Source organism: Ruegeria sp. AP11 (assembly GCF_056535865.1).
Genome location: NZ_JBQFJB010000002.1, coordinates 779,766 through 805,703, shown reverse-complemented (window position 1 = coordinate 805,703; position 25,938 = coordinate 779,766). Strand labels below are relative to the sequence as shown.

The window sequence follows — 25,938 nt, the reverse complement described above, 5'->3', positions numbered from 1 at the left end:
GCTGACAGTATGGTAAATGTCCCGTTTGTCCCAGCCTTTTCCTGTCAGACACTTGCCGTGCACAGATCGAACAGGTGCTGAAGTTCGGATGCGTTCAGGTGATCGAATTGTTCCGACAGGTGGCGAATGTCCTCTGCCCGCTTGGAGCCCAGAACCGGATCGGCCAGCATGTGGAATTTGTCGGTGATCTGCGCATCGGACAACGGCATGTCAGCGTCTCCGCGTGGGGTGCGGGGGGCATCCTCGATCCGGCGACCGTCTTTCAGGGTTATCGATACCTGTGCCCAGCGTTTGTCGGTGCTGATGCGGGTCATTTCCGCATCATCAATCAACCGGGTGGCGCGGCTGATGCGCAGGATATCGGGGTCGCATAGCGCGTCATCTGTCAATTCAGACACACCGACCTGACCGCGCACGATCATCGCTGCCACGGGGAAGGCGATGGCATAGGTGAACTCATCCAGATTCTGCGGCTCATGCCCGGCCAAACGGGTGGCATAGTGGAAGGTGCGGATGTCCACGCTGTCCACCTGATCATGGGTGAAACCGTGCTGCTGCATCATGTCGTGTACAGAATCGAGCGACGGGTGCGCCCAGCGACAGCACGGATAGGCCTTGTAATGCGTATGCTCGATCAGTCGCCAGCCGGAACCCAGATCGGCCCAATATTCCGCTCCCTCATCGCCTTCACAGGTCAGAGCCGGCGCGCCGGTGAACCCCTCGGACGCAAGATAGGCTGCCGTCACACCCGAGGGCGCGCCCCAGCCCACGCCATCACGCAGCATGGTCGGATGGTCGATGCAGCGCATCATCTGGCTGCGGGGGCCGTGATATTCGCCGATGCCCGCCGCGTGGCGATCTGTTCCGCGCTGCCGCCCAGCAATTTTGCCCCGGCAGCGGCCACACCCACGGCTGTCCACGCGCCCGAAGTGTGATAATCGGCACAGGTTGCGTGCTGCACCAGCCCCGCACGGTACGAAATCTCATAGGCGGCGGCGAGGATTTCAGCAAAGCGTTTGCCGTCGATGTTCTCTCCGCTGGCCTGTGCCATGGCGATCATCGCCGGAAAGATGGCTGATCCCGCGTGCCCCTTGCAGGGGGTGGTGCCGTCATGGGCATCGATGCTGTCTACGGTGAACGCCCCGGCCATGGCCGCGCCCACGGGGCTGACCGCGCGCCCGTCCATCAGCATCCGCGCGCCGCCCGCAGCACCTGTGCCAAAGATCAAGGGCGCGGTGCGGCGCGCAATTTTGGACAATTCGGTTGTCGCACCCACGGCGGCTACGCCCATCGTGTCGACAAATGACCGGCGCAGCGTCCACAGCGCGGCCTCGGGCAGGTCGTCATAGCGCAGATCGGCGGCGAACTGGTCAAATCTCGGTGCCATCAGCTCAGTTTCTCCACGGCAGATTTCATGCGCTCTATCCCTTCGATGATATTGCCTTCCGAGGTCGCAATCGACATGCGGAAAAACGGATCGCAGGAAAACCCGGGGCCGGGCACCACCACTGCGCCATGATCCATCAGATAAGCGGCCAGATCGGTTGAGTTGGTCAATTTGTTCCCGTCCGGTGTGGTCCGCCCCAAAAGCGCGCCGCAATCCGGCATCAGATAGAATGCGCCGCCCGGTTCCCGGGTTTCCAAACCGTCGATCTGTGCCAACCCGGCCAGCGCGACATCACGGCGGCGCTGATAGGTGGCGCACCAGTCGCCAAGAAAATCCTGCGGTCCGGTCAGCGCCGCGACAGTTGCGGCCTGAGAGATTGAGCAAGGGCCGCCATTGGTCTGGCTGAACAGGCTGCGAATGCCGCCAGTCCACCAGTCCGGCCCGCCAGCAAAGCCGATGCGCCAGCCGGTCATGGCATAGGATTTGGAAACCCCGTTCACAGTCAGGATACGGTCACGCAGATCGGGCACAACTGCGGCCAGCGTGGCGAATTCAGTCCCGTCAAAGATGATGTGCTCATACAGATCATCCGAGATCACGTTGACCTGTGAGTGCCGCCGCAACACCTCTGCCAGTGCCTTCAGCTCGGCCGCCGAATAGACCGCGCCGGTTGGGTTCGACGGTGAACAGAGCATCAATAGCCGTGTGCGTGGGGTGATGGCTTTCTCCAGCGCCTCGGGCGTCAGCCTGAACGCGGTCGCGGCGGTGTCGACCAGAACCGGCCTGCCGCCCACGGCCTGCACCATCCCCAGATGCGACGCCCACAGTGGCACGGGCAGGATCATCTCATCGCCGGGATTCAGCACCGCCTGAATCGCCGAGGCCAGCAGAGGCTTGGCCCCGGAACAGACGATGATTCCGAGGGGAAAATGCCAACTCATTGTCCCGGCGGAATTTCTCGATCACCGCTGCCTTGACTGTGCCCGTTCCGTCGGTGGGGGTATATCGCGTATCGCCCGCGCGTATCGCGGCAATGGCAGCCTCGCAGATATGGGCGGGGGTGTCGAAATCGGGTTCGCCCACGGAAAAGTCGATCAGATCCGCGCCCGCCTGCCGCATCTCGAACGCCTTGTTGAACACGCCGATGATCGGCGACGGAGGCAGTTCATCCACGAGGTTGGACAGCATCAGGACGCCTCTGCCAGATCGGCCAGTGTCAGGTTGGGGCCAAGACTGCCTGGTCCGACGAGAATATGGATGACCGCCGCCTTGCCCGAGGCCATCGCACGTTCCAGCGCCGGAGCGAATTCGGCGGTGTTTTCCACGCGCTCGCCATGGGCACCAAAGCCTTGCGCTACCATCGCGAAATCGGGGTTGGTCAGCGCGGTGCCCGAGACGCGTCCGGGATGTTTGCGTTCCTGATTGGTGCGGATGGTGCCGTACATGCCGTTGTCGATAATGATGAAAATCGGATCGAGCCCGTATTGCACCGCTGTGGCCAACTCCTGCCCGTTCATCAGGAAATCGCCATCGCCCGCAATATAGACGGCGGGGGCATAAGGGCGTGCCACCTTGGCCGCCACCGCAGCCGGAACGCCCATACCCATCGCGCCCGAGATCGGGGCCAGCGCCCCAAGGAACTGCCGATAGTCGAAATGGATATTGGGCCAGTCCGCCGCGTTGCCTGCGCCCGTGGTCATGGTGGCCCCGGCAGGCAGCGTGGTGTTGAGAACGCGCATAACCTCGGCCATATCGACCGGACCGGACTGTACAGGCAAAGCGCGCATCGCTTCATAGTCTGCACGGGCATCTTTGGGCGAATGGCGCTTGGCCACCGGCAGCAGAGCCAGTGACTTTGCAGCCTCGTTCGGGTCTGCCAGTATGGGCAGATCGGCTTGATAGAGCCGCCCCAGATCTTCGGGTCCGGGCAGGATATGGACCAGTTTACAAGCGGGCTGTGGAGCCTGAAGCAAGCTGAATTTCAACGTGGTCCCGTCATTCAGCCGCGCCCCCAGCGCGATCACCAGATCGGCGGATTTGGCATATTCATTTGGCATCGGATTGCCGCCAAAGCCCAGATTGCCGATGAAATTCGGGTGATCATGCGGGAACAGCCCCTGTCTGCGAAACCCGACTGCGACCGGCAGCCCGTGATCCTCGGCAAAACGGATCGCTGCGGCGTGCCCTTCCTCGGTCCAGCAGGTGCCGCCCAGCAGCAGCAGTGGACGTTCGGCCCCAGCCAACAGTTCAGCCACCTGCTCCAGATCGGCAGGCGTTGGTGCGGGCGGGGTCAGTTTGACGGCAGGCAGATCGTGTGTGTCGGTCAGCTCGGCCAGCATATCCTCGGGCAAGGCCAACGCCACCGGACCGGGACGTCCCGACAGGGCGGTGCGAAAGGCGCGGTTGAGGTATTCGGGAATGCGCGCCGGGTCGTCGATCTCGGCCACCCATTTGACCATGTGGCCCAGATATCGGCGATAATCGACCTCCTGAAACGCCTCTTTGTCGCGATGGGCGCGCGGGATCTGTCCGATCAGCAGGATCAGCGGGGTCGAACCCTGCTGTGCCGTATGCACCCCGATCGAGGCATTGGTCACACCGGGCCCGCGCGTCACGAAACAGACACCCGGTTTGCCTGTGGCATCCGAATAGGCCGCCGCCATGAAGGCCGCGCCGCCTTCCTGTCGGGTGGTGTAGTATTTCAACGTGTTCGAGCAATCATGCAACGCATCCAGCGCCGCCAGATAGCTCTCACCGGGGACGCCGAATATGGCCTCGACCCCGTTGACCCGCAGCATGTCGATCAGCACCTGTCCGCCTGTCCGCATCCCGATCACTCCTCTTGTTCCGTATTCGTATTTTCCACCGGCGAAGGACGCTGGAAACTGAAAACTCACACCGGGGTTGAAGCGATTTCACCCGGATACTGATAATGCCCGGCAAAGCAATGTGCGACCGGGCCGGTCATCTCGGCCACATCATCGGGCCGGATACGGATGGTCACTTCTCCCGCTGGCATGTGCACCCGCATCTCAGCCTGATCGGTCCGTCTCGACAGGCGCGCCGCCTGCACCGCGGCACAGGCGCCCGAGCCACAGGCCGTGGTCAGAACACCCGGGCGTTCATAGACGGAAAGCCGCATCTCGGTCGCGGACAACATCTGGACGACACCCACATTGACGCCTTCGACAAAAAGCGGATCCGCCATGATTTTCGGGGCCAATGCGGGCAGGTCCACGCTGTCCAGATCGTTGGTGAAATACACCGCATGAGGATTGCCGATGCTGACACCTATCGGATTTTGCAACGCCGCATTGCCAACCGGCAGCGCCATCATATCCTGCTGTCCGGACAAAGGCATGGCTTGCCAGTCCTGTGTCAGCACGCCCATTTCCACCTGAACCAGATGGTCGCCACGGCGTTCGGCGCGCAGGGGGCCGACTTGTGTTTGCAGGGTGATCTCATCCGCCGCAGCCTCTTCCAGCAACATCCAGGCCACGCAGCGTGTTGCGTTGCCGCAGGCCTGCACCTCGGTCCCGTCAATGTTATAAATACGCAGTCTGGCACGCACATCGGGCAGGTCCGAAGGTTCCAGCACGACCAACTCATCCGCGCCAACACCAACCTTTGGGTCACACACCCAGATGATTTCCTCTGGTGACGGGCAGTAGGGAGCGTTTCGGGCGTCAACAATCACGAAGTGATTGTGCAGACCCTGCATCTTTAAGAAGTCTGGCATGAAACTAGTGCTGCAGGATTTGGCTCAGGAACAATTTGGTGCGGTCGCTTTGCGGATTGTCAAAGAAGCTCACCGGGTCGTTTTCTTCGATGATTTGTCCTTCGTCCATGAAAATCACTCGGTCGGCCACGGCTTTGGCAAAGCCCATCTCATGGGTGACGCAAACCATCGTCATCCCGTCGCGGGCCAGACCGACCATTGTGTCCAGAACCTCGGACACCATTTCAGGATCAAGCGCCGATGTCGGCTCGTCAAACAGCATCACCTTGGGGTTCATGCATAGGGATCGAGCAATGGCAACACGCTGCTGTTTGCCACCCGACAATTGGCCGGGATATTTGTCGGCCTGTTCGGGGATGCGCACCCGTTCGAGATATTTCATCGCTGTCGCGCGCGCCTCGGCCTGGCACGCCGCGCACCCACATGGGCGCAGCCGTCAGGTTTTGCAGAACGGTCAGGTGTGGAAACAGGTTGAAGTGCTGGAAGACCATGCCAACTTCCATCCGCACCTTGTCGATATCTTTCATTTTGGCGTGCAGGTGCAGCCCGTCGACAATGATCTCGCCCTCCTGATGCGCTTCAAGCCAGTTGAGGGTGCGGATCATGGTGGATTTGCCTGACCCGGAGGGCCCGCAGACAACGATCTTGTCGCCTTTGTTGACGGTGAAGTTGATATCGCGCAGCGCGTGATAACTGCCATACCATTTGTTGACGCCGCGCATTTCGATGATCGGTTCAGCCATGACGCGGTCTCCTTAATGGCTTTTGGTGCGGAAATGACGTTCGATCCGGCCCTGAATCAGCTCAAGGCACATCGACAGCATCCAATAGATCAGCGCCGCGGTGATCAGCATCTCCATATGCTGGAAGGTCTTGGTGCCCAAGGTGCGGGCCAGGAACATCAGCTCCCATACACCGATGACCGACACCAGAGAGCTGTCTTTCAGCATCGCGATGAACTGATTGCCGGTGGGCGGGATGATCAGCGGCAGCGATTGCGGCAGGATGATACGGCGCATGGTCAGGCCGAACCTGAACCCCAGCGAGCGCGAGGCTTCCCACTGGCCTTTCGGGATCGACTGGATGCCTGCCCGGAAAATCTCTGTCATATAAGCGCCATAACACAGGGTCAGCGCCAGAATACCTGCGGGCACGGCGTCGATCACATAACCCAGCTGGGGCAAGCCCAGATAGATCAGATAGACCTGCATCAGCAGCGGCAGGCCCCGGAAGAATGAGGTGTAAAAACTGGCGATCGCAAAGGCGAAGCCGTTTGATGACAGTTTGGCTACGGCTCCGATGATCGCCAGTATAGACGCCAAGGTGATAGAAATGGCCGAGACATAAAGCGTCGTGAAGACGCCCTGGCTGACCATGAACCAGACCTTCGACCGGATGAAGACGAAATCCAGATCGAAGCCATAGAAGAAGGCAAGGAACAGGGCCAGCAACTGCAGCCAGACGATGGCGACCTGAAGCCGGAACTTGAGAAATCCGATCAGAACGATGTTCAGCACGAACAGAATGCCCAGCACCAGTCCGGTGGCAAAGCGCCCATAGAACCCGGAATCGGCGGGTTCACCGATTACCGGGCGCATAAGCTCGCCGATGATTGATCCCGTGGTGTCGATCAGCGCAAAGAATGCCGTTGCGACCACCAGCATGATTGCGATTACTTTGGGTTTGTGGACCAGCGGATCGTTGACCACCGTATCAGCGTAAAGCATGACCTGCCTCCTGCAGGTGGCCCGCACGGGTGCGGGCCAACCTGTTTTATCGTTATTTAGTAGAGGTATAGTCGACGCCGTACCACTTCTCGCTGAGTTTGGTTAGCGTGCCATCCGACCGCATTTCCGCCACGATACCGGCGAGCTTGTCGTTAAGCTCCTGGTCGCCACGATCGATGGCGATGGCCAGCGGCTCATAGAATACCGGGTCACCGATCACCTTGAAGGGATAGTTGTTTTTGATGCCTTCCAGAATGGCTGGCAAGGAACCGACCATACCATCCAGACGGGTGCCATCACCCAACCGCAGATCGTCCATCACAGCGGTCGAGTCCTTGTAGGATCGGATTTCGCCCGGTTCGACTTTGTAGTCAAAAGCTGGGACACCTTCGGCATCAATTGTCAGATCATGCTGCAGGTACAGTTCGAATGTGCAACTGGTGCAGGCCCCCATGACTTTGCCATTGAGCTCGTCAACCGACGTGACCGAGCTGTCATTGTGCACCGCGACAGCTGCCGGGGTATAATAGTAGACGGCCGGAAAGCTCAGCACTTCGGCCCGCGCTTTTGTCGGTGTCATCGAGCCCACCGATACATCCCAGCGCCCGTTCCAGTTGCCTGCTGTGATGATATCCCAGGCGGGTGTCACAAACTCGACTTCGACGCCCAAGCGCTTGGCGATCTCGCGTGCGACATCGACATCAAAGCCATCCATTTCGTTGTTGTCATTCAGAAAGCTTTGCGGGGCCCAGTTTGCATCCGTCGCGACTTTGAGCGTGTTGTTCGACATGATGCGGTCCAAAGCGTCACCGGCAAAGCTCATCCCGGTGGATGCGCAAAAGGCTGCTACGGCGGTGGCGATGGTGAAAATTCGTCGTGTTTGTGTCATGCATTCCTCCCAAGTTGGATACGCGTTGGGAAATCTGCACTGCGAACGCAAATCCTCTGAGGGAATTATTTTTTGCCAATTTGAATATTTTTCACAGATCAGAGGTTTCACACTTGTTCGACCGGCCGCACTCTGGGCGCGCTATCCGGGCGACAGGTATATTTTACTAAATAAAGCGATTTTCAGGTGACCCGCGCCGGTATCACACGCCGCCCGCGTTAGAGCCTGCCAGTCGTCCGAATACGCATCCGTTGATCAGGCCGGTTCCGCCGGGGTAGTTGAAGAAGAACACGCCTCCCACCAACTCACCTGCCGCATAAAGCCCCGGAATCGAGGCAAGATCATTGTCCAGCACCTGCGCCGTGTCCGGGTCGATGCGCAGCCCGCCGAAAGTGAATGTGATGCCGCAGCCGACCTGATAGGCCTCGAACGGGCCTTCATCGATGGTGTTGGCCCAGTTGGACTTTGGCACTGTCAGACCTATGGTGCTGCGCCCGTCTTTGACGTTCGGGTTAAAGGCCGTGCCCGTATCCACCGCTGCGTTAAAAGTTTTGACCTCATCCAGAAAACCCTGCGGATCAACGCCTTCCAGCTTTTGGGCCAACGCCTCAAGGGTTGGAGCGGACACTTTGGTCACCCGTTTGATCCGGTATTCGTCGCGCAGCAGATGCGTGACCTTGGAATCGAACACCTGCCAGGCGAACTGTTCGGGCTGGTTCAGGATCACCCGGCCGTATTTGGCGTACGTGTAATTGCGGAAATCCGCGCCCTCGTCCACGAACCGACGACCCGCCGCGTTCACCATGATGCCCCATGGGTAGGAGTGTTTCTGGAACCCGTCGCCCACTTCCAGATCGCCGAATTCGGGGGCGTTGTAATCCCACCCGACCGCATGGCAGCCGGACCAGTTGCCATAGGTCGAGGCTCCGATCTCCATGGCCATCCTAAGGCCTTCGCCAGTGTTGAAGCGCGAGCCGCGCACCCGCGCCATCTCCCACCCCGGGCCAAGGTAACGTGTGCGCATTTCCGGACTGGCCTGAAAGCCGCCGGCGGCCACGACCACAGATCTGGCACTGATATCCTCAAGCTTACCTTGGTGGCGCACGCGGACTCCGGTGACCGCGTGACTGTCAGTCAGCAGTTTGATGGCGCGGGTCTGGTACCGGATCTCGATGCCGCTCTTGCGGGCGATGCTGGTATGAGCGTCCACCAGACCTTCGCCACCGCCCCAGGCTTCAAGCGTCAGGCCACCCCAGAACTTGAACCGACCATCCACCTTGAATGCCTGACGGCCATAGATCGGCATGAATCGGATACCTTTGCCGCGCATCCAGTGCATCGTTTCGCGCGAAGAGCGCACGATGCGTTCGCACAGCGCCGGATCGGTGCGGTACTGCGTGACGCGGAACATGTCGTCAAAGAACTGCTCTTCGGTATAGGTGCCGAAATCGGTGATGGCGATCTGGTCCTCGGACAAATCAGGGCAAAGCGCCCTGATATCGTCGACCCCGTCATAGGCAAAGCGGATGGCACCGGCGGTAAAACGGGAATTGCCGCCGTTCTCCGCCTCAGGCGCGCATTCCAGCATCAGCACGCTTGCCCCTTTTCCCGCGCGGCATGGGCGGCGCAGAAGGCGGCGTTTCCGGCGCCGATGATGATCGTGTCCCAGGTGGCCATGCCTATTTCCCCTCCTGCGGTGCCTTGAACAGATCCTTGCGCAGCGTCATCAGCGCGCCGGGATCGATTTTCGCCTGAATGACGGTGGTTTGTCCGGACGCAATCGCCTGCCGCAAGGCGGGACCCATGCCGCCGCGTCCGTCGACCCAGATGCCTGTGCCGCCGCAAAGTTCGGCAAATTTGTCAAAGCGCGGCGACGTGATTTCAGCCCCCAGCAGGCGTCCGCCGTAAAATTCCTGCTGATAGGCTTTCTCGGCCCCCCAGGCCTCGTTATCCAGCACGACAATGGTGATGGGCAGATTGTGCGAAACGGCGGTCTGAATCTCGATCATCGTGTATCCTACGGCCCCATCGCCCATCACCGCCACAACCGGGCGTTCGGGCGCGGCGGCCTTGGCCCCGATTGCGGCGGACAGGCCAAAGCCGACCAGCCCAAAATCGAGCGGTGTGATCAGCGACATCGGCGCGTAATGCGCCAGCCGGTCGGCGGCCTGAAGGCAGGTGTTGCCGGTATCCAGCGTGACGATGGCATTTTTGGGCAGGGCATCGCGTATCTCGGCCAGGGCGCGGCGCGGGTGCAAGGGCAGGGTGCCGATGGTGGCTTCTTCCGCACGTTCGGCCCAGAGGCTGTCCATATCAGCGTGGAAGGCATCGCGCCATGGTGTGCAGTCGGGTTTCGGGGTCGCTTCGGTCAATGCCTCGGCGGTCAGCCGCGCATCGCCCTGCGCCGCTATCTTGGCCGGGAAGTAGCGCCCGATAGCCGCGCCCTCGACATCCACATGGGCGATCCGTGTATCAGAGCCAACGTAATCATTGCTGTGAAAGGTTGAGTTGAAGCCCAGCCGTGCGCCCAGCACAACCATCACATCCGCCTCTTTGGTCAGACGGCTGGCCACCCGGTTGCCACGCGGTCCGGCCTGACCGGCGAACCATGGATGCCGGTGGCGCATGACATCGGCATGGCCGGTCGAGGCCACCACCGGCACTTCAAGCTTTTCGGCCAGCGCGGTCAACGCATCCCGGCCCGCGCTCCATTTGAGGCCGCCGCCTGCGAAGAGGACCGGGCGTTTGGCTGTACCCAGCAGATCGGCAATCGCGGCGACATCGTTCGGGGCGGCGGGTCCCGGACGGGCAATGTTGACGGGTTCAGGCGCGATGGTCGGGATGTCCGCCGCGAACAGGTCGCGCGGAACATGCAGCACCACTGGACCGCGACGGCCCGTATTGGCCAGCCGGATTGCATCCTCCAACATCGGCACCAGTCGTGACGGATCGGTCACCATGACCGAGCGTTTGCTGATCGGTGCAAACAGCGCGACCTGATCGACCTCTTGAAACGTATCCTTGCATTGATCGGCGCGGGTGATCGCCCCGGCGATCACCACCATCGGAGAATAGGCCAGATGCGCCTCGGCCACGGCGGTGACGATGTTGACCACACCCGGCCCGGCCTGTGCGCCCAGAACCACGCCCGGTTTGCCGGTCATCCGCGCCCAGGAATCGGCCATATGCCCCGCCGCCCGTTCATCGCGGGCCCCGACATAGGCGATGCCGCCGCCCTGATACATGGCATCGTAGAGCTCTAGCATTGAGCCGCCGAGCAGCCCGAAAACGGTATCGATTCCGTTGGCTTTCAGCACACGATAGACGGCCTCGCCGCCGTTGATTGTGGTCATGATCTCAATCCTCGGATCGGGGCCGCAGGTTTTGCGGGTCATAAATGGCGTCGTGATGGACGGTGACGGGAATGTCTCGGTTCAGGATCTGCACGCTGAGGCCTTCGGGCGGTGTGCCGCGCCGCACGAACAGCCATCCCAGCGACTTGCCAACAGTATAGCCATAGCCGCCCGAGGTGGTCAGCCCGACAGGCTGGCCATTCAGCAGCACGGGTTCACCGCCATGAATATCGATGTCGTCGGCGTGGAGTTCCGCGTAGAACAGTTCCCATTCCGGGTCACGGGACAGCAGAGCTTGTTTGCCCAGAAACTCCCGACCCTCGGCTGCGACGAAACGGTCCAGCCCGACATCCAGCGGCCCGACATCGGTGGTCAGCTCAGCGCTGGCACGATAGGCCTTTTCCATGCGCATGCCGTTGAAGGCGTAGGAGCCCAGATCGGTCAGCCCGTGCGCCGCACCCGCGTCGAACAGCGCGTCGTAAACTTCGGCAATACGGTTCAGCGGGGCGTGCAGTTCCCACCCCAACTCGCCCACGAAAGACACACGCAGGGCATAGCAGGGCACGCCCGCGACGATGATCCGTTGCCCCGAAAGCCACGGGAACGCGGCGTTGGACAGGTCCGCATCGGTTAGCTGCGACAAGATACGACGCGAGGCAGGGCCGGACAGCGCCAGCATCCCCCAATCGGCGCTACGGTTGATCATCCGCACGTGTTCACCGGGGCGGATATGGGATCTGATCCAGTCGAAATCCGGATCGGCGCGGGCAATCGCCGAGCCGGTGAAATAATGATCTTCGGCGATGTGCCAGATGGTGATCTCGGTCTCGAACCGGCCCTGTGCGGTCAGCAGGTGGTTCAGGTTGATCCGCCCGTCTTTGCTTGGGATGCGGTCGGCCGACAGGCGGTCCAGCAGCGCCGCCGCATCTCTGCCGGTGATCTCGAACTGGGCAAAGGCGCACAGGTCGATCACCCCCGCCGCGGTGCGCGTGGCCTTGGCCTCGACCGTGGCGTTGGCGTGCCAGTTCTGATGACCCCAGCCTATCCGCTCAACCTCGCCCACTTTGCCGAAATAGCGCGGGCGCTCCCACCCGGCGACCTCGCCAAACACCGCGCCTTTGGCGGCCAGCCGATCATAGAGCGGATGCCGTTTCAGCGGGCGCAGGCTTTCGAACTGTTTGCCGGGGCAGGGCGTGTCGTGGCGGCGCATGAATTCATCCTTGGTGCGCTCGACAATGAAATGATCGGTGGTGAAATCGCCATACCGGCGGGGATCGAACCCGCGCGTGTTGATTTCGGCCGCGCCATGCACCATCCAGTCGGCCAGCACCTTGCCAGCCCCGCCACCCCAAGCGAGACCGATGGACGAGCCGCAGGACAGCCAGACATTGGGCGCGCCGGATGGCCCGACCAGCATACCGCCATCCGGCGTATGCGTGATCGCCCCGCGCACCACACGCTTGATGCCCAGATCGGCCAGCACCGGCATTTTGGCAAAGGCCACCATCAGGAAATCGCCGATCGAGTCATAATCGGCCTCGAACAGCTCATTTTCCGCAGCCCAGGGCGCACCTTGCGGCATCTCCCAGACGGTGGGGCAGACATGGCCTTCGTAGATGCCAATCAGGCCGGATTTTTGTTCCTGCCGGATATAGCCGCCATAGGCATTGTCGCGCATCACCGGCAGTTCCGGGCGGCCTTCGAACTCGGGCACAGTATCGGTGACTAGATAATGGTGCAGGCACGACACCGAGGGGATTTTCAGCCCGAACCATTCCCCACCTGATTGGCGTAGGACCCGGCGGCGATCACCACGTGTTCGGCCAGCACATCGCCTTTTTCGGTCGTCAGCAGCCACAAATCGCCCTTGCGGCTGGCCCCCAACACCTGATTGCGCCGCTCATTTCTGGCCCCGCGCGCACGGGTCGCCGCCGCCAGCGCCATGGTGACGCCCGAGGGATCGATGTGCCCGTCCTGATAGGTGCGCACCGCCGCCTTGATATCGTCGGTTCTGTAGAACGGATTTAAGCGAGCAACCTCCTCGGGCCCCACCAGATCCATCGGCAGGTCCAGCAGTTTGCCCACACCCATGATCGACTTCATCCAGTCGACCTCATCGTCGGTGGTGGCAATGCGGAACCCGCCGACCTCGTGCCAGCCGATGCTTTGACCGGTTTCCGCCTCAACGCGTTTGTAGGTCTCGATCGAGGTTTTGTTGATCCAGCCCGCGATCCGGCTGCCCACCGCATGGGCAATCTGCCCCGCCGCGTGCCAGGTCGATCCGCTGGTCAGTTCGGCCTTTTCGAACAGGATGGTGTCGGTCCAGCCGTTTTCGGCCAGTTGAAACTGCGTCGCCACGCCCATGATGCCGCCGCCGATGATGGCGACGCGGGTGGTGCGGGGGATGTCCGACATCAGAACGCCTCCTTCGCGGGTTTGAGAGAGGCGCGGGTGGCGAAGCGGGCGCAGGCGATTTCAACTTCGAAACCGGGCAGAACTGTTTGTTTGGCCAATTGCCCAAGCGGAGCGCTGACCATCGCAAGGGCAAGCGATCGCCCGAAGCGATAGCTCCACGCAGCCGAGGTGATCTGGCCGACGACCTTTCCATCATAATAGACCGGTTCGTCATGGATCGGGATCGCGTTCGGATCATCGAACAAAAGCGAGACGATGCGGCGCGTCGCGCGGCCCGCTTTTTGCAATGCCTCTTCGCCGACAAAACCGGTGCCAAAGGCGCAAAAGCCATCCAGCCCGGCCTCTTGCGGCGTGGTCCCCGGGGTCAGTTCGTGACCAAAGGCGCGGAACCCGCTTTCGATGCGCAGGCTGCCGTTGGCATAAAGCCCCGCATGGCGCGCACCCGCAGCGACCAACGCCTCATGCGCGGTCATCGCCATGTCGGCGGGGATATACAGCTCATAACCTTCTTCGCCGGTGAAACTCAGCCGCCCGGCCCAGCCACGCGCCAAACCGATCTCGACCGGGGCGAAATGAAAGCGTTTCAGATCGGGAACGGGCACGTTCGTGGTGGCCTGCAATACGTCGCGCGCTTTGGCCCCTGCCAGCCCCAGAATGGCGTAGCCGCTGGTCACATCGGTGAATTCGACGCGGAAGGTACCTTTCGTTTCGCGCATCCGCTGCATGTCGCGCACAACCTCACCGACACCAACGATCAATAGGTAGGTCTGCGGCCCATGACGCTGCACGGTCAGGTCGCTTTCCACGCCACCTCGCGTATTGAGGATTTGCGTATAGGCGATGCGTCCGACGGGAATATCCATCTGCGCCGCACAGAGTCGGTTGAGAAAGGCCGTGGCATCCGGCCCCTGCACCATGATCTTGCCAAAGGCGGACTGGTCCAGAATGGCGGCGCTGGTGCGGCAGGCCTGAACCTCTTGCGCCACCTGTTCACGCCATGCGGGGATGCCGAAGGTCAGCGGCAGATGCGCGGCGCCCCCTCCGAAATGCACCGCGCGTTCCCAGCCGCCGCGCGCCTCGAACCGCGCCCCGGCGGCCACCAGCCCCGCATGGATGGGAGAGCGGCGTTGGCCGCGCGCCGTCTCCATCGACCGGCCCGGATAGGGATTGTCGTAATGGCGGCCCAGCACTTCGGGGATGCGCGCCTCAAGCGCGCCCATCACGTTCATTTCCGGGCTGAAACGGCGGATATCGGCCTCGTTCAGCTCCATCGTCGGTTCCCCGGCGATGATCCATTCGGCCATCGCCTTGCCCGCGCCGCCCGCCAACGCGATACCGGTCGAGTTCATGCCGCCCATGAGAAACAGGCCCGGCACCTCGGGGCTTTCGCCCAGCATGAACTGGCTGTCGAGCGTGAAGCTTTCCGGCCCGTTCAGCAGCATCCGCACCTCGGCGGTTTCCAGCGCCGGAATGCGGCGCAGGGCGTTTTCCATCATCGGCATGAAGTGATCCCAATCTTCATCCAACAGATCGAATGAGAAATCGGCGGGCAGATCGCGGGTCGAAATCCCCTTGGCATGAGGTTCGAACGAGCCGACCAACAGCCCCTCGACATCGTCGCGGGCATAGAGATAGGCGTCTTGGTCGTTCAGCGTGGGCAGATGAGCGCCCTTGCCAAGCGCCTGCACCTCGGCCAGCGGTTTGGTCAGGATGTAGAAATGTTCGCAGGCATAAAGCGGCATATGCGCCCCGGCCATCTCGGCCACTTCGCGCGACCAGAGACCGGCGGCGATCACCACTTCTTCGGCCTCGATCACATGATTGCCGATCTCAACCCCGGAAATGCGCCCGTCTTTCTTTTGCAGCCCGGTAACGCGGGTGTCTTCGAAAATCTGGACCCCGCGCGCTCTTGCGCCCTTGGACAGGGCCAGCGCCACGTCCGACGGGTTGACCCGGCCATCCGCAGGCGACCAGACCGCACCGATCACATCGTCCACCGTGATCAGTGGCCACAGCTCCTGCGCGCGGGCGGCATCGACCACCTCGGCCTCCAGTCCGAAAGCACGGCCCAGCGACACCTGCCGCTTGATATTGGTCAGCCGGTCGGGGTTGGTCGCCAGTGTCAGCGAACCGGTCTGGGTCCAGCCGGTGGCCTGCCCGGTTTCACGCTCCAACTCGCCATAGAGATCAATGGAGTAGTTTATCAGCTTGGTCAGTGTTGCCGAGGGTCGCAGGCGGCGCACCAGCCCGGCGGCGTGCCATGTGGTGCCGCTGGTCAATTTCGAGCGTTCCAGAACCACGATGTCCCGCCGCCCCTCACGCGCCAGATGATAGGCGATGGAACAGCCGATGACGCCACCGCCGATGATGACCGTGCGGGCGTGCGAGGGCAGGGTCATGGCAGCACCCTGTCACTGATCATTTCGGACAGGGTCGCGCGAAACGCTTCCAACGCTTCGTCGATCAGTTCTGGTTCATGCGCCGCCGATGTAACGCCCGAGGTGTAGGACATCATATCCACCCCGCGCGCCAGCATCCCGTCGCGATAAGCTTTGACCGTGGCTTTGGGCAGCCCGCGTATCTGCGCGGGGCCAAGGCCATCAAGACCGTTGGCGCCAAGATACAGATGAAAGACCGAGCTTTCGCCATAGGCCAGCCCCGGCACGCCCAGATCGGTCAGCGCGGCGTTCATGCCGTCGCGCATCCGCGCGGCCATTGCATCGGCTTGAGTCTGCGCCTCACCACTGGCGAGCACGGGCATCGCGGCGCAGGCCGCCGCCGCGACCAGAGGCGAGGCATTGAACGTGCCTTTGTGGCTGACCGCTGGCGCAATGCCGTCGCGAGCGGTTGTATTGTTCATCAACTCCATGATCTCGGCCCGGCCACAGACCGCGCCGCCGGGCAGACCGCCGGTGACGATCTTGGCCAGAGTGGTCAGGTCGGGCACGATACCATCGCGGGCCTGCCGTCCACCGGGTGACCAGCGGAACCCGGTAATGATCTCATCGAAGATCAGCACCACACCCGCCGCCCGCGCCACGTCGTGCAGCGCCTGCAATGTCCCTGTCGGCAACGTCACCGAGCCGTAATTAGCCCCGGACGCCTCGATGATGACTGTGCCGATGCGGTCATCCTGCAGGGCGTATTCCATGGCATCAGGGTCCGCCGCGCAGACATGGATCAGGTCACTCACCGCCTCCGGGACGCCCAGCGACGCGACTTGATCGGTTCCGGGTTTGGCCCCTTTCAGCGCATGGTCGTGCCAGCCGTGATAATGCCCGTCCACACGCAATACATGGTCCTTGCCGGATTGCGCGCGGCCCAGACGCAAGGCCAACATGGTCGACTCGCTGCCCGAAGCGGTAAACCGCGTGCGCTCGGCGCAGGGATAAAGATGATTGACCCATTCGGCCCACTGGATCTCAGCCTCGTGACAATCGGCGCTGAAAATCGCCTGCCCGGCCTGTTTTCGGATCGCCTCGACAATGGCGGGATGGCCATGGCCCAGCATCTGGCTGGCGCTACCCATCTTGAAATCGATGTACCGCCGCCCCTCGATATCCCATTTCTCGGCCCCTCGCGCGCGGTTGATGAAGACGGGATGCGGGTCGCGATAGCGCAGTTCGTGACTGACGCCGCCGGGCAGAACGGCCCGGGCGCGTGTATTGAGGTCAGACTGTCTCATTCCGGTCGTCCGATCTGGGCCCGTGTGAGGCGAATGTCGAAGTGGTCCCGCAGGTCGCGGTCGATGGTATCGGGGATATGCGCGGGGAAGTGGCTTTGCAGAATGTCGCGCGCCCGTTCGCGCGCCACATCGCCGATCCGCTGCCCACCTTGTTCTTCCCAGTCGCGGGGGGCGCGGCGATCACCGATATCGGGGTAGAAATAGTCGGATTTCATCCGGCTGAACGTGTGCAACTCACCCAGATAGTGCCCCTCACCCCGACACACATCCGCGATGATATCGGCGGCGATGTTCTCGGGCGTCGCCTCGATGCCGCGAATGGTGCGCAGAATGTTGCCCAACAGGTCATTGTCGCTGACATAGGCAGCATGGCTGACGCCCAGAAGGCTGGACATCATGCCCGCCGCTTGCGTCACAATATTCGACCCGGCATGGGCGGCCATAGTCACGGCCAGCGATTTCTCGGCTCCGTATTGCGCATCCAGCCGCTTGGCATCGGTGATCCCGGCAATCGAGCTGGTGGGCAAATCCCAATGCCGCCCCATCTGCGCGGCGCCCGCCATCAGAATGGCCTGTTCGCCGCCGCCGCCGCTCATGGAACCGGTGCGCAGATCGGCCACCAGCGGTTTGGGCGCAAAGATCGCCCGTGCTTCGGGATCGACCAGCCGCGCAAAGACCAGTCCGGCCAGCGTTTCGGCCACCGCCTGCACCAGCGAGCCCGCAATTGTCGCAGGGCTGGTCGCCCCGGCCTGACCGGCGCTGATCAACTGAACCGGAAAACCCGCCCCGATCGCCAGTTCCAGCACTTCGCAGGCCTCTTCGGCAAAGCGCATCGGCGGCACCACGTGGCAGACCATGACCGTCAGAAAGGGTCGGGCGCGAAACGCAGCCTCACCGCCTGCGATGCGATAACAAAGCTGGGCAATCAGGGCGACGTTCTGCGGTTCGGTGATCGAAATCGACACATGTTTGGACGTGCCGGTCAGACAGGCATAAGCGGTGTTGAGGTCCATTGTGGCGGTATCTTCGATATCGCGCGCCACCACCGACCGGCTGAAATGGTGGATATTGTCCATCCGATCCACGATGCGCGCCGCGTCATAAAGGTCCTGCAGGGTGGAATCGCGATAATCATGCGTATCAAGATCGAACACCCCGGAGCCGCCCCGCCGGTCGACATATGCACGCGCGCGCCTTCGATCTTCAGGTCGTTTTCGGGCCGCTGCCCGCACAGAGTAAAACCGCGTTGCGCCCCATCAATCGCCCAGCGGACCAGCGCTTCGGGAAACAGCAGCCGCCCGTCATCGGTCAGCGCGCCACCCGCCGCGATCACCTTGTCGATCATCGAAGGGGTGGCCTGACTTAGGCCAAGCGCCGCCAGCAGGGAGAATGCAGAAGCCTCGACCCGCTGTACCTCATCCAGAGCAAGCGGCTTGAACCGCCCGGCAACCACGCCCGGCCAGACCGGCGGGGCAGCATCGTCCTGAGCGGTGTCTTTCAATCGGTCTTTGCGACCGCGGCGCCGGCTGGAATGGACCATCAACTCATGAGTTTTGCTATGCGTTATTGTAGTTTTCCAGAGAGCTTTGCCATTTACAAAAGCAACTTTCTCAGCAACCAATGAGAAAAACTAATCAATAGTCCTGTGATGAAGCCCTCACTTCCCGCTTTGCGCGCCTTCGAAACCGCGGCCCGGCAGGGCAGCTTCCGCGCCGCGCCGAGGCGCTGTCAGTCACGCCGACGGCCATCAGCCACCATATTCGCGGTCTGGAGGATCAGCTCGGTACGCAGTTGTTTGTCCGCAGCGGTCGAAATGTCACGCTGACCGAAGACGGCGAAAGGCTGGCCGAGGCCACCGCACAGGCCTTTGGAATTTTGGATGACGCGGTGCGCACGCTGCACCGCCGGTCCCGCAAAGTGGTGCGTCTGGCCGCTGGTCCGATCCTTACAGCGCGCTGGCTGATGCCACGGATCAGTGATTTCTGGGAAATCCACTCCGATACCGAGCTTGAGGTCGTGCCATCATTCGAACCCGGAACGCGCACGCATGAAAACGTTGATATCGTGATCCGTTGGGACCGCATGTCCGAAGCATCGGATGACGCGATCAAACTGCTGGAGCTCAGCCCCGTTGCCATTGCCTCTCGGTCTTTTCTGGCTGCCCATGGACCGATTGAGGATCCAAAAGATCTGCTGCACCTGCCTTTGCTGCATCAAAGGAACCATTGGGGGTGGCTGGATTGGTTTTCCGCTATGAATGTGGCGGTTTCAGACCGGCTGCGCGGTGCGATATTTCAGGACGCAAACGCTCTGTTGCGCGGCGCGGCGCAAGGGCAGGGGATCGTGATCGGCTGGTTGCCTTTGATCGATCAGGACCTTGCCGAGGGCCGGGTCGTTCGGCTGTTTGATGAGGTCATTCCCCCGACACATGGCTATTTCATTGAGGTTCGGGGAAGCCGCCCCGTGCGACGAGAGGTGCGGCAGGTTATGGAATGGCTTACGAGTTGACGCATCCCATTTGACTGTAATTAAAAGAGTTTTAGGAGCTTTGAGTTAGTCGGGCGAAAATGCGTGTTTCGGCAAGCGACCTCCAATGCCGATCATGGGCAGGCGATAGAGTGATCTCGTTCAAAGATATTTACTTCTGCAGAAAATAAAAACAGACGTGTATGTTTTTTATTTGACGGGGACGTCCGGGTCATCCTAACGTAAACCAACCTCGACACCGAGGACGATCGAAGGCCCATGACCCAGAGTAGACAACAACAAAAAAGCGAAGAGATGCGTGCCAGATTGCGGCGCGCCACCTTGCTGACGCTGATGGAGAAGGGCTTTCGCAATGCCGGGACGCCGGAAATCTGCCGTCAGGCCGGTGTCTCGCGGGGGGCGATGTTTCACCACTATCCCAACCGCAACGCGCTGCTGCTGGATGCGGCGCTTGATCTCTGGCAGGAGGTCCCCGAGCGTTTGCGCGGGCTGGTTGCTGATCTCAAGGACGGCGCATTCGACGTCGACGCCTTTGTCGATGGCGCGTGGGAGAACATGTTTGCCGATGATGTTGTTCTGCCTTCACTGGAGTTGACGCTTGCAGCGCGCAATGACGATGAACTGGCCGAACCCGTGGCCAAGGGGCTGCGCGATCTGTTCAACAGCTATTACGCCATTTTGCACGACACCTTCGCCGCGCAAGGCTGGGACGAAGGTGCCATCCGCGATTGCATCAATCTGGTGCTCTGCGCGCTGCGTGGGCTCAAAGTGCAATCGTTGGTCTATCACAGTCCGCAATTTGAAACCGAGATGATGGCGTCCCTCAAGAACGCTTTCAGACACGCGATCCAGGCCATGGCCGAGGACGCAAACTAGAAAAATACAGGAGAGATATGTCAGCAATTCGGAATGTGCTGCTGGTCATTGCCGACCAGTGGCGCGGGGATTCTATTGCCGCATGGGGGCATCCGGACGTGAAAACGCCGCATCTGGACGCCTTCGCGACCGAGGCGATGTCGTTCCGCCGGCATCACGCGCAGGCCGCGCCCTGCGGGCCGTCGCGGGCCTCGCTGCTGACCGGGCTGTACCTGATGAACCACCGGCAGGTCAGCAATGAAACTCCACTGCCCGCCAGCGTTCCGACCCTTGCGCATCTGGTGGCGGACAGCGGTCGCACGCCGGTTCTGTTCGGTTATACCGATACCCCCAACGACCCCGACAATACCGCGCAGCTGCAGCCCTGGGTCTGTCCCGGGTTCGAAACGCGCGCGGGGTTCTTCTACCATGACGGCTTTGCCGCGTGGCGCGATTGGCTGGATGGGCAAGGGGTCGTGATCGAGCAGGGCGACGATCCCGAAAGTATCTTTCTGCCCAAAGGCGGCTATGATCCGGCGCAACCGGATGCACCCTGCCAGTACCCGGCGGAATTCAGCGATACCGCCTTCATGTTCGGCGCGGCGCGGGATTACATCGCCGAGATGGGGCTGCGGCCGTGGTTCGTGAACCTCAATTGCCTGCGCCCGCATCCGCCGATGGTCGCACCCGAACCGTTCAACCGAATGTTCGACTCGGCGGATCTGTCAGTCCCGGCGCGGCCCGCTACGCCTGCCCAGGTTTCCGACAGCCACCCGTTTCTGGCCGCGTCCCTTGAGGCTTACGGGTCCAAGCGCTATTTCCGCGCTGATCTTGCGCCCGATCAGGTGACCGACGATCACGACCGGGCCATGCGCGCCGCCTATTACGGCAACATGGCCGAGGTGGACCAGAAGTTCGGCGCGCTGATCGCCGATCTCAAGGCCAGCGGGCGGTATGATGAAACGCTGATCATCTTCACCTCGGACCATGCCGACCAGTTGGGCGACAACTGGATCTATGGGCGGCGCGGGCCGTTCCCGGGCTTGTTCCATGTGCCGCTCATGATCCGCGATCCACGCCATCCGGCCAGCCATGGCTCCGAGAGCCACGCCTTCACCGAAACCATCGACATCCTGCCCACCATAGCCGAGGCTGTGGGCCAGCTTGCGCCGCATTGTGACGGTCATGCCCTGACCCCGTTCCTGCGCGGCCGCGCGCCCAAGAACTGGCGCTGGCATACGGTGTGGGAAACCGATTTCCGCGAGCTGCGCCTGAACCCGGGTTTGGCTCATCTACTGCCGGATCACGTAGACGATTGCTGTTTTACCGCGCTGATGTCGCGGGACTGGCTATACATTCATTTCCCGGCGCAGTCCGCGTTGCTGTACGACCTGAACGCGGACCCGCACTGTCATGACAACCTGGCCGGTGATCCGGCCCATGCAGCCGCCCTGGCCGCCTGCGCACAGGCGTTGCTGAGCCACCGCATCAAACACACACCCAAGCAATTGTCGGATTACTGGTTGCCCTACGCAACCGACGGCAAGGCGCAGAAAATCTGGAACATGGGAGGGGACGCGCGCTGAAGATTTCAGGCCTGATCAAGAAATTCGGGGCCTTTCAGGCGCTGAACGTCGGGCAAATCGACATACCCACCGGGCAGGTGACCGGGATTGTCGGCCCCAACGGGGCGGGCAAGACCACCTTGTTCAACACTATCGGCGGTGCCTTTCGCCCTGACGCGGGCCAAGTGGTTCTAGATGGCGCCGACATCACCGGCCTGCCGCCGCACAAGCTGGCCGAACAAGGGCTGGTGCGCACCTTCCAGATCAGCCGCGATCTGGGGGCGCTGACCATTCTGGAAAACCTGCTGCTGGCACGCCCCGGACAACTGGGCGAAGGCATCGCCGCCTCGCTGTTTTCCCGCGCCCGTATCCGGGCTGAGGAAGAGAAAGCCATCGAACAGGCCCGCGCCCTGCTGGAACGGGTCGATCTGTGGCGGCTGGCTGATCAGTCGGCGGCGAACCTGTCTGGCGGGCAGAAAAAGCTGCTCGAGGTACTGCGCGCCATGATGCTGTCGCCCAAGGTCATCCTGCTGGACGAACCCGCCGCCGGTGTCGCGCCGACGATGGAGGGCGTGCTGGCCGATTTCATCCTGTCGCTCAAGGCCGAAGGCGTCACATTCGCTATCGTCGAACACGACATGGAGATGATTGAGCGCCTGTGCGACAGCGTCTACGTGATGACCGAAGGGCGCGAGATGATGCACGGCTCGTTCGCGCAGATCACCACCGACCCACGCGTTCTGGAAGCCTATCTGGGGAGCATGGCGTGATGAGCAATCCGATCCTGACAGTCGATTCCTTACGCGCCGGTTACGGCAGCGGCGGCGACATCATCAAGGGCGCTGGGTTCACCGTGTCCGAAGGCGCGATCTCGACCATCGTGGGGCCTAATGGGGCGGGCAAGTCGACGCTGATCAAATCGCTGGTTGGCCTGCTGACGCCGCGCGCGGGCACGATCACGCTGAACGGCGCCGATGTGACCCGGCTGAACGCGCCGTCCAAGGCCCGCGCTGGGTTGGGGTACGTGCCTCAGGAACACAACGTGTTCCGCAACATGTCCATCGGCGAGAACATGACGCTGGCCTATGAGTTCATCGCCAAAGACACCAAGGGCCTGAAAGCCGCGCGCGAGCGGGTGTTCGACATCTTCCCCGATCTTGCCCATCGCGAAGGCGACATGGCGGGCAATCTGTCCGGCGGTCAGCGGCAGATGCTGGCTTTTGGCTGCGCGCTGATGCCCGACCCTCGCTGCTGTTGCTGGATGAACCAAGCGCCGGGCTATCCCCGAAATACGTGGCCGAGATGTTTCAGGCCGTGAAGGCCGTGAAAGATGCGGGCGTGTCGATCCTGATGATCGAACAGAATGTGAAAGAGGCGATGGTGATCTCGGAAACCGCCATCGTGCTTGTCTCGGGTCAGGTCCGGGCGCAGATGCCCGCCGCCGATTTCCTCAACCATCCGGATATCCACGCGCTCTATATGGGCACGGCGGATGTCACAGCGGCGGAGTCTGTGTGATGTTGCAAATCCTGCTGAACGGCGTGGTCTCGGGGCTGTTGGTGGCCCTGCCCGCCATCGCGCTGTCGCTGACTTACGGTGTTCTGAACTTTCCCAATTTCGCCATCGGCTCGATGATTACGATGGGGGCCTATATCGCGCTGTTTTTCAACGTCGATATCGGCGCACCGCTGCTGCTGGCCGCCGGGTTGGGGGCGGTCGGGCTGGCCTCGGTCGCGCTGCTGACAGATCGGCTGGTCTATAGGCCGCTGCGCAATTCGGACCATGTGACGCTGCTGGTGGCGTCGATGGGGGTCTATTTCGTGCTGGAGAATGTGGTGCGGTTCCTGTGGGGGTCGGATATTCGCGGCTATGACATTGCCGTGGCGCGCCCGCATCGCTGGATGGGGATGCGCGTCAATAACGAGCAGATTACCATCGTTATCGTTTCCCTGCTGGCAATGGTCGCAGTGTGGTTCATCCTGATGCGTACCCCGCTGGGCCGCGCCATGCGCGCGGTGTCGGACAACCCTGATCTGGCGGGCGTGCGGGGCATCAACCGCAACTATGTTATCGGGGCGGTCTGGGCGATCTCGGGGGTGTTGGCGGGCTTTGCCGGGGTGCTGGTGGGCATGGACGGCGTGGTCGATCCGCTGATGGGCTGGAACTATATCCTGCCGGTCTTTGCTGCCGTCATTCTGGGCGGCATCGGCAACCCGCTGGGGGCCGTTGTCGGCGCGCTGCTGATCGGCGTGGCCGAAGAGCTGTCGACCCTGATCCTACCCACCACCTACCGTCAGGCAGTGGCCTTCCTGATTATCGTCCTGGTGCTGTTGCTGCGCCCGCACGGACTGTTTGGCAAAGCGAGGATCAGCAGATGATCGGCTATCTCACCGCAATTCTCATCTTCGTCGTCATCTCGGCCCTGATCGGGCTGGCGCTGAACCTGCAATGGGGTCAGGCCGGGATGGTCAATTTCGGCATCTTCGGTTTCTTCGCCGTTGCCGCCTATGTCGCGGGCCTGTCGGCGCTGGCCGGGGTGCCCGCGCTGATCGCCGCCGTGCTGGCGGTGATCGTGACCGTGATCCTGTCGGCACTGGTGGCGCTGGTCTCGGCCCGATTGCGCGAGGATTATCTGGCCATCGCCACACTCGCCTTTGCCGAGGCCGTCCGCCTGTTCCTGCTGAACGAGACCTGGCTGACCGGTGGTGCCAACGGCTTGCCCGGCATCCCCCGACCGCTGTCCGGCGTTGCCTCGGGCCTGAACTATGAGCTGATATTCCTTGCCATCTCGGTCGCGGTCTTCGCCTTGTGCTTTGTCTTTGCACAACTGCTGACGGTCTCGCCCTTCGGGCGCGTCCTGCGGGCGCTGCGCGAGGATGATCTGGTCGCCGCGACGCTGGGGAAAACCACCCTGTCGTTCCGCGTCCGCACCTTTGCCGCAGGCGGGGCCATCATCGGCGCGGCGGGCAGCCTGCACAGCTTTTACTTCAGCTATATCGACCCCACGCAATTCGGCGCTTTTGTCACCGCCTATGCCTTCATGGCCGTGATTGCGGGCGGGCGCGGATCGAACACCGGCCTGATGATCGGCGCTGTATCGGTGATGGTGCTGCTGGAAGGCACCCGTTTCCTGAAAGACCTCATGCCGTTTCTGGACGCTGGGCAGGCCGCGTCACTACGTCTGATCCTGATCGGTGTGGGCCTCATCCTTCTCTTGATCTATCGCCCGCAGGGTTTCATGCGTGAATACCGCCTGCAGGCGAAAGACGGAGATCTGTCATGAGCCGGATTTCTCCCCTCTCGGCAGACTCCCTTCCGGATGAGGCCCGCGCCGTCTTTGATGAAATGAACCGCTATGGCCCGTTCGGCAATCTGGTCGGCGCGATGGCGCACCGTCCGGTGATCCTGAAGCACCTGTTCGGCATGTTGCTGGACCTGCGGGACGAGGCGGTGCTGCCCCGCCGCGCGCTGGAACTGGCGCTGGTGACCGTGTCAAAGCTGAACGAATGCACCTATTGCATCTCGCACCACGCGCCGATGCTGGAGGTTGCGGGCCTCAGCGCCGAGGGCATCGCGCGTCTGCCAGATGTCGAGGATCACCCGGAACTGGACGAGGTCGACAAGATGGTGGTGCGCTTTACCGTGGCCGTCACCACCCGCGCAAACCGGATGCGCGATGCCGAGGTCACTGACCTGCGCGCCCATTTCACCGATGCGCAGATCGTCGAGCTGACCTGGCGCATCGCGCTGTGTGGCGCGTTCAACCGCTTCAACGACGCATTGCAACTGACGCTGGAGGAAGGGGTCGAGGAGGTCCCCGCCAGCACATGACCACT

23 protein-coding genes and 3 pseudogenes are annotated in these 25,938 nt (G+C 61.9%); 10 read left to right on the top strand and 16 right to left on the bottom strand.

The window, feature by feature from the left end:
* Positions 1 to 44: 44 nt before the first annotated feature.
* The 16 genes and pseudogenes from ACR3E4_RS21490 to ACR3E4_RS21415 form a co-directional block, all read right to left on the bottom strand.
* Entirely contained in the window at positions 45 to 809 is a 765-nt protein-coding gene (locus ACR3E4_RS21490; protein WP_480567250.1) for an MmgE/PrpD family protein, read from the bottom strand.
* Positions 809 to 1,387 (bottom strand): MmgE/PrpD family protein, encoded by a 579-nt coding sequence (locus ACR3E4_RS21485; protein ID WP_480567248.1) that lies wholly within the window; start codon positions 1,385 to 1,387, stop codon positions 809 to 811. The genes ACR3E4_RS21490 and ACR3E4_RS21485 overlap by 1 nt, the downstream gene beginning before the upstream one ends.
* The gene (locus tag ACR3E4_RS21480; RefSeq protein ID WP_480567247.1) at positions 1,387 to 2,328 is read right to left on the bottom strand and encodes an aminotransferase class I/II-fold pyridoxal phosphate-dependent enzyme; all 942 of its coding nucleotides are present in this window, start codon (positions 2,326 to 2,328) and stop codon (positions 1,387 to 1,389) included. Before ACR3E4_RS21480 ends, ACR3E4_RS21485 begins: the two co-directional genes overlap by 1 nt.
* Positions 2,234 to 2,575: an aminotransferase class I/II-fold pyridoxal phosphate-dependent enzyme gene (locus tag ACR3E4_RS21475; protein WP_480567245.1), complete on the bottom strand. Its 342-nt coding sequence runs from the start codon at positions 2,573 to 2,575 to the stop codon at positions 2,234 to 2,236. The genes ACR3E4_RS21480 and ACR3E4_RS21475 overlap by 95 nt, the downstream gene beginning before the upstream one ends.
* On the bottom strand, positions 2,575 to 4,215 hold the full coding sequence (locus ACR3E4_RS21470) for a thiamine pyrophosphate-dependent enzyme (protein WP_480535984.1): 1,641 nt from the start codon (positions 4,213 to 4,215) through the stop codon (positions 2,575 to 2,577). The genes ACR3E4_RS21475 and ACR3E4_RS21470 overlap by 1 nt, the downstream gene beginning before the upstream one ends.
* 65 nt (positions 4,216 to 4,280) lie before the next feature.
* A complete protein-coding gene (dapF, locus tag ACR3E4_RS21465) occupies positions 4,281 to 5,126 on the bottom strand; it encodes a diaminopimelate epimerase (RefSeq protein WP_480535986.1) in 846 nt (281 codons plus the stop codon).
* Positions 5,127 to 5,130: 4 nt separating this feature from the next.
* Positions 5,131 to 5,869, bottom strand: a pseudogene (locus ACR3E4_RS21460) (amino acid ABC transporter ATP-binding protein).
* Between the two features lie 12 nt (positions 5,870 to 5,881).
* The gene (locus ACR3E4_RS21455; protein ID WP_480535989.1) at positions 5,882 to 6,853 is read right to left on the bottom strand and encodes an amino acid ABC transporter permease; all 972 of its coding nucleotides are present in this window, start codon (positions 6,851 to 6,853) and stop codon (positions 5,882 to 5,884) included.
* Positions 6,854 to 6,905: 52 nt separating this feature from the next.
* A complete protein-coding gene (locus ACR3E4_RS21450; RefSeq protein WP_480535991.1) occupies positions 6,906 to 7,742 on the bottom strand; it encodes a transporter substrate-binding domain-containing protein in 837 nt (278 codons plus the stop codon).
* A gap of 202 nt (positions 7,743 to 7,944) precedes the next feature.
* Positions 7,945 to 9,330, bottom strand: a complete 1,386-nt coding sequence (tcuA, locus tag ACR3E4_RS21445; protein ID WP_480567275.1) for an FAD-dependent tricarballylate dehydrogenase TcuA — start codon at positions 9,328 to 9,330, stop codon at positions 7,945 to 7,947.
* 91 nt (positions 9,331 to 9,421) lie between these two features.
* Positions 9,422 to 11,095 carry a thiamine pyrophosphate-binding protein gene (locus tag ACR3E4_RS21440; protein WP_480535994.1) on the bottom strand — a complete coding sequence of 558 codons (1,674 nt, stop codon included), beginning with the start codon at positions 11,093 to 11,095 and terminating at the stop codon, positions 9,422 to 9,424.
* A gap of 4 nt (positions 11,096 to 11,099) precedes the next feature.
* Positions 11,100 to 12,845 (bottom strand): glycine cleavage T C-terminal barrel domain-containing protein, encoded by a 1,746-nt coding sequence (locus tag ACR3E4_RS21435; RefSeq protein ID WP_480567243.1) that lies wholly within the window; start codon positions 12,843 to 12,845, stop codon positions 11,100 to 11,102.
* An 11-nt stretch (positions 12,846 to 12,856) separates the two neighbouring features.
* Entirely contained in the window at positions 12,857 to 13,510 is a 654-nt protein-coding gene (locus ACR3E4_RS21430; protein WP_480567241.1) for an NAD(P)/FAD-dependent oxidoreductase, read from the bottom strand.
* Positions 13,510 to 15,909 (bottom strand): GcvT family protein, encoded by a 2,400-nt coding sequence (locus ACR3E4_RS21425; protein ID WP_480535997.1) that lies wholly within the window; start codon positions 15,907 to 15,909, stop codon positions 13,510 to 13,512. The genes ACR3E4_RS21430 and ACR3E4_RS21425 overlap by 1 nt, the downstream gene beginning before the upstream one ends.
* On the bottom strand, positions 15,906 to 17,195 hold the full coding sequence (locus ACR3E4_RS21420; RefSeq protein WP_480535998.1) for an aspartate aminotransferase family protein: 1,290 nt from the start codon (positions 17,193 to 17,195) through the stop codon (positions 15,906 to 15,908). Before ACR3E4_RS21420 ends, ACR3E4_RS21425 begins: the two co-directional genes overlap by 4 nt.
* Positions 17,192 to 18,735, bottom strand: a pseudogene (locus tag ACR3E4_RS21415) (trimethylamine methyltransferase family protein). The gene ACR3E4_RS21420 and the pseudogene ACR3E4_RS21415 overlap by 4 nt, the downstream one beginning before the upstream one ends.
* A gap of 185 nt (positions 18,736 to 18,920) precedes the next feature.
* Between ACR3E4_RS21415 and ACR3E4_RS21410 the strand changes: the two are divergent.
* The 10 genes and pseudogenes from ACR3E4_RS21410 to ACR3E4_RS21365 all read left to right on the top strand — a co-directional run.
* Positions 18,921 to 18,977: pseudogene (locus tag ACR3E4_RS21410) on the top strand (hypothetical protein); the annotation flags it as partial.
* A 9-nt stretch (positions 18,978 to 18,986) separates the two neighbouring features.
* Positions 18,987 to 19,703: a LysR substrate-binding domain-containing protein gene (locus ACR3E4_RS21405; protein ID WP_480567238.1), complete on the top strand. Its 717-nt coding sequence runs from the start codon at positions 18,987 to 18,989 to the stop codon at positions 19,701 to 19,703.
* A 237-nt stretch (positions 19,704 to 19,940) separates the two neighbouring features.
* Positions 19,941 to 20,558 (top strand): TetR/AcrR family transcriptional regulator, encoded by a 618-nt coding sequence (locus tag ACR3E4_RS21400; protein WP_480567237.1) that lies wholly within the window; start codon positions 19,941 to 19,943, stop codon positions 20,556 to 20,558.
* A 17-nt stretch (positions 20,559 to 20,575) separates the two neighbouring features.
* Complete coding sequence (locus tag ACR3E4_RS21395; RefSeq protein ID WP_480536004.1) at positions 20,576 to 22,123, top strand: sulfatase-like hydrolase/transferase; 1,548 nt, start codon at positions 20,576 to 20,578, stop codon at positions 22,121 to 22,123.
* The gene (locus ACR3E4_RS21390) at positions 22,045 to 22,872 is read left to right on the top strand and encodes an ABC transporter ATP-binding protein (RefSeq protein WP_480567261.1); all 828 of its coding nucleotides are present in this window, start codon (positions 22,045 to 22,047) and stop codon (positions 22,870 to 22,872) included. Before ACR3E4_RS21395 ends, ACR3E4_RS21390 begins: the two co-directional genes overlap by 79 nt.
* Positions 22,872 to 23,420, top strand: a complete 549-nt coding sequence (locus tag ACR3E4_RS21385) for an ABC transporter ATP-binding protein (protein WP_480567235.1) — start codon at positions 22,872 to 22,874, stop codon at positions 23,418 to 23,420. Before ACR3E4_RS21390 ends, ACR3E4_RS21385 begins: the two co-directional genes overlap by 1 nt.
* Entirely contained in the window at positions 23,405 to 23,620 is a 216-nt protein-coding gene (locus ACR3E4_RS21380) for a hypothetical protein (RefSeq protein ID WP_480567233.1), read from the top strand. Before ACR3E4_RS21385 ends, ACR3E4_RS21380 begins: the two co-directional genes overlap by 16 nt.
* Positions 23,620 to 24,480, top strand: a complete 861-nt coding sequence (locus ACR3E4_RS21375) for a branched-chain amino acid ABC transporter permease (RefSeq protein WP_480536006.1) — start codon at positions 23,620 to 23,622, stop codon at positions 24,478 to 24,480. Before ACR3E4_RS21380 ends, ACR3E4_RS21375 begins: the two co-directional genes overlap by 1 nt.
* Entirely contained in the window at positions 24,477 to 25,385 is a 909-nt protein-coding gene (locus ACR3E4_RS21370; RefSeq protein ID WP_480536007.1) for a branched-chain amino acid ABC transporter permease, read from the top strand. The genes ACR3E4_RS21375 and ACR3E4_RS21370 overlap by 4 nt, the downstream gene beginning before the upstream one ends.
* Positions 25,382 to 25,933 carry a carboxymuconolactone decarboxylase family protein gene (locus tag ACR3E4_RS21365; RefSeq protein WP_480536009.1) on the top strand — a complete coding sequence of 184 codons (552 nt, stop codon included), beginning with the start codon at positions 25,382 to 25,384 and terminating at the stop codon, positions 25,931 to 25,933. The genes ACR3E4_RS21370 and ACR3E4_RS21365 overlap by 4 nt, the downstream gene beginning before the upstream one ends.
* The last annotated feature ends 5 nt before the right edge of the window (positions 25,934 to 25,938 follow it).

What these genes read in the sequence shown, in the direction of transcription:
- ACR3E4_RS21400 (WP_480567237.1), top strand. Translation starts at nt 19,941, where the DNA reads ATGACCCAGAGTAGACAACAACAAAAAAGCGAAGAGATGCGTGCCAGA.
- ACR3E4_RS21475 (WP_480567245.1), bottom strand. Translation starts at nt 2,575, where the DNA reads ATGCTGTCCAACCTCGTGGATGAACTGCCTCCGTCGCCGATCATCGGC.
- ACR3E4_RS21420 (WP_480535998.1), bottom strand. Translation starts at nt 17,195, where the DNA reads ATGAGACAGTCTGACCTCAATACACGCGCCCGGGCCGTTCTGCCCGGC.
- dapF (WP_480535986.1), bottom strand. Translation starts at nt 5,126, where the DNA reads ATGCCAGACTTCTTAAAGATGCAGGGTCTGCACAATCACTTCGTGATT.
- ACR3E4_RS21430 (WP_480567241.1), bottom strand. Translation starts at nt 13,510, where the DNA reads ATGTCGGACATCCCCCGCACCACCCGCGTCGCCATCATCGGCGGCGGC.
- ACR3E4_RS21455 (WP_480535989.1), bottom strand. Translation starts at nt 6,853, where the DNA reads ATGCTTTACGCTGATACGGTGGTCAACGATCCGCTGGTCCACAAACCC.
- ACR3E4_RS21365 (WP_480536009.1), top strand. Translation starts at nt 25,382, where the DNA reads ATGAGCCGGATTTCTCCCCTCTCGGCAGACTCCCTTCCGGATGAGGCC.
- ACR3E4_RS21425 (WP_480535997.1), bottom strand. Translation starts at nt 15,909, where the DNA reads ATGACCCTGCCCTCGCACGCCCGCACGGTCATCATCGGCGGTGGCGTC.
- ACR3E4_RS21440 (WP_480535994.1), bottom strand. Translation starts at nt 11,095, where the DNA reads ATGACCACAATCAACGGCGGCGAGGCCGTCTATCGTGTGCTGAAAGCC.
- ACR3E4_RS21450 (WP_480535991.1), bottom strand. Translation starts at nt 7,742, where the DNA reads ATGACACAAACACGACGAATTTTCACCATCGCCACCGCCGTAGCAGCC.
- ACR3E4_RS21480 (WP_480567247.1), bottom strand. Translation starts at nt 2,328, where the DNA reads ATGAGTTGGCATTTTCCCCTCGGAATCATCGTCTGTTCCGGGGCCAAG.
- ACR3E4_RS21395 (WP_480536004.1), top strand. Translation starts at nt 20,576, where the DNA reads ATGTCAGCAATTCGGAATGTGCTGCTGGTCATTGCCGACCAGTGGCGC.
- ACR3E4_RS21485 (WP_480567248.1), bottom strand. Translation starts at nt 1,387, where the DNA reads ATGGCACCGAGATTTGACCAGTTCGCCGCCGATCTGCGCTATGACGAC.
- ACR3E4_RS21490 (WP_480567250.1), bottom strand. Translation starts at nt 809, where the DNA reads ATGCGCTGCATCGACCATCCGACCATGCTGCGTGATGGCGTGGGCTGG.
- ACR3E4_RS21380 (WP_480567233.1), top strand. Translation starts at nt 23,405, where the DNA reads ATGTTTCAGGCCGTGAAGGCCGTGAAAGATGCGGGCGTGTCGATCCTG.
- ACR3E4_RS21375 (WP_480536006.1), top strand. Translation starts at nt 23,620, where the DNA reads ATGTTGCAAATCCTGCTGAACGGCGTGGTCTCGGGGCTGTTGGTGGCC.
- ACR3E4_RS21470 (WP_480535984.1), bottom strand. Translation starts at nt 4,215, where the DNA reads ATGCGGACAGGCGGACAGGTGCTGATCGACATGCTGCGGGTCAACGGG.
- tcuA (WP_480567275.1), bottom strand. Translation starts at nt 9,330, where the DNA reads ATGCTGGAATGCGCGCCTGAGGCGGAGAACGGCGGCAATTCCCGTTTT.
- ACR3E4_RS21385 (WP_480567235.1), top strand. Translation starts at nt 22,872, where the DNA reads ATGAGCAATCCGATCCTGACAGTCGATTCCTTACGCGCCGGTTACGGC.
- ACR3E4_RS21370 (WP_480536007.1), top strand. Translation starts at nt 24,477, where the DNA reads ATGATCGGCTATCTCACCGCAATTCTCATCTTCGTCGTCATCTCGGCC.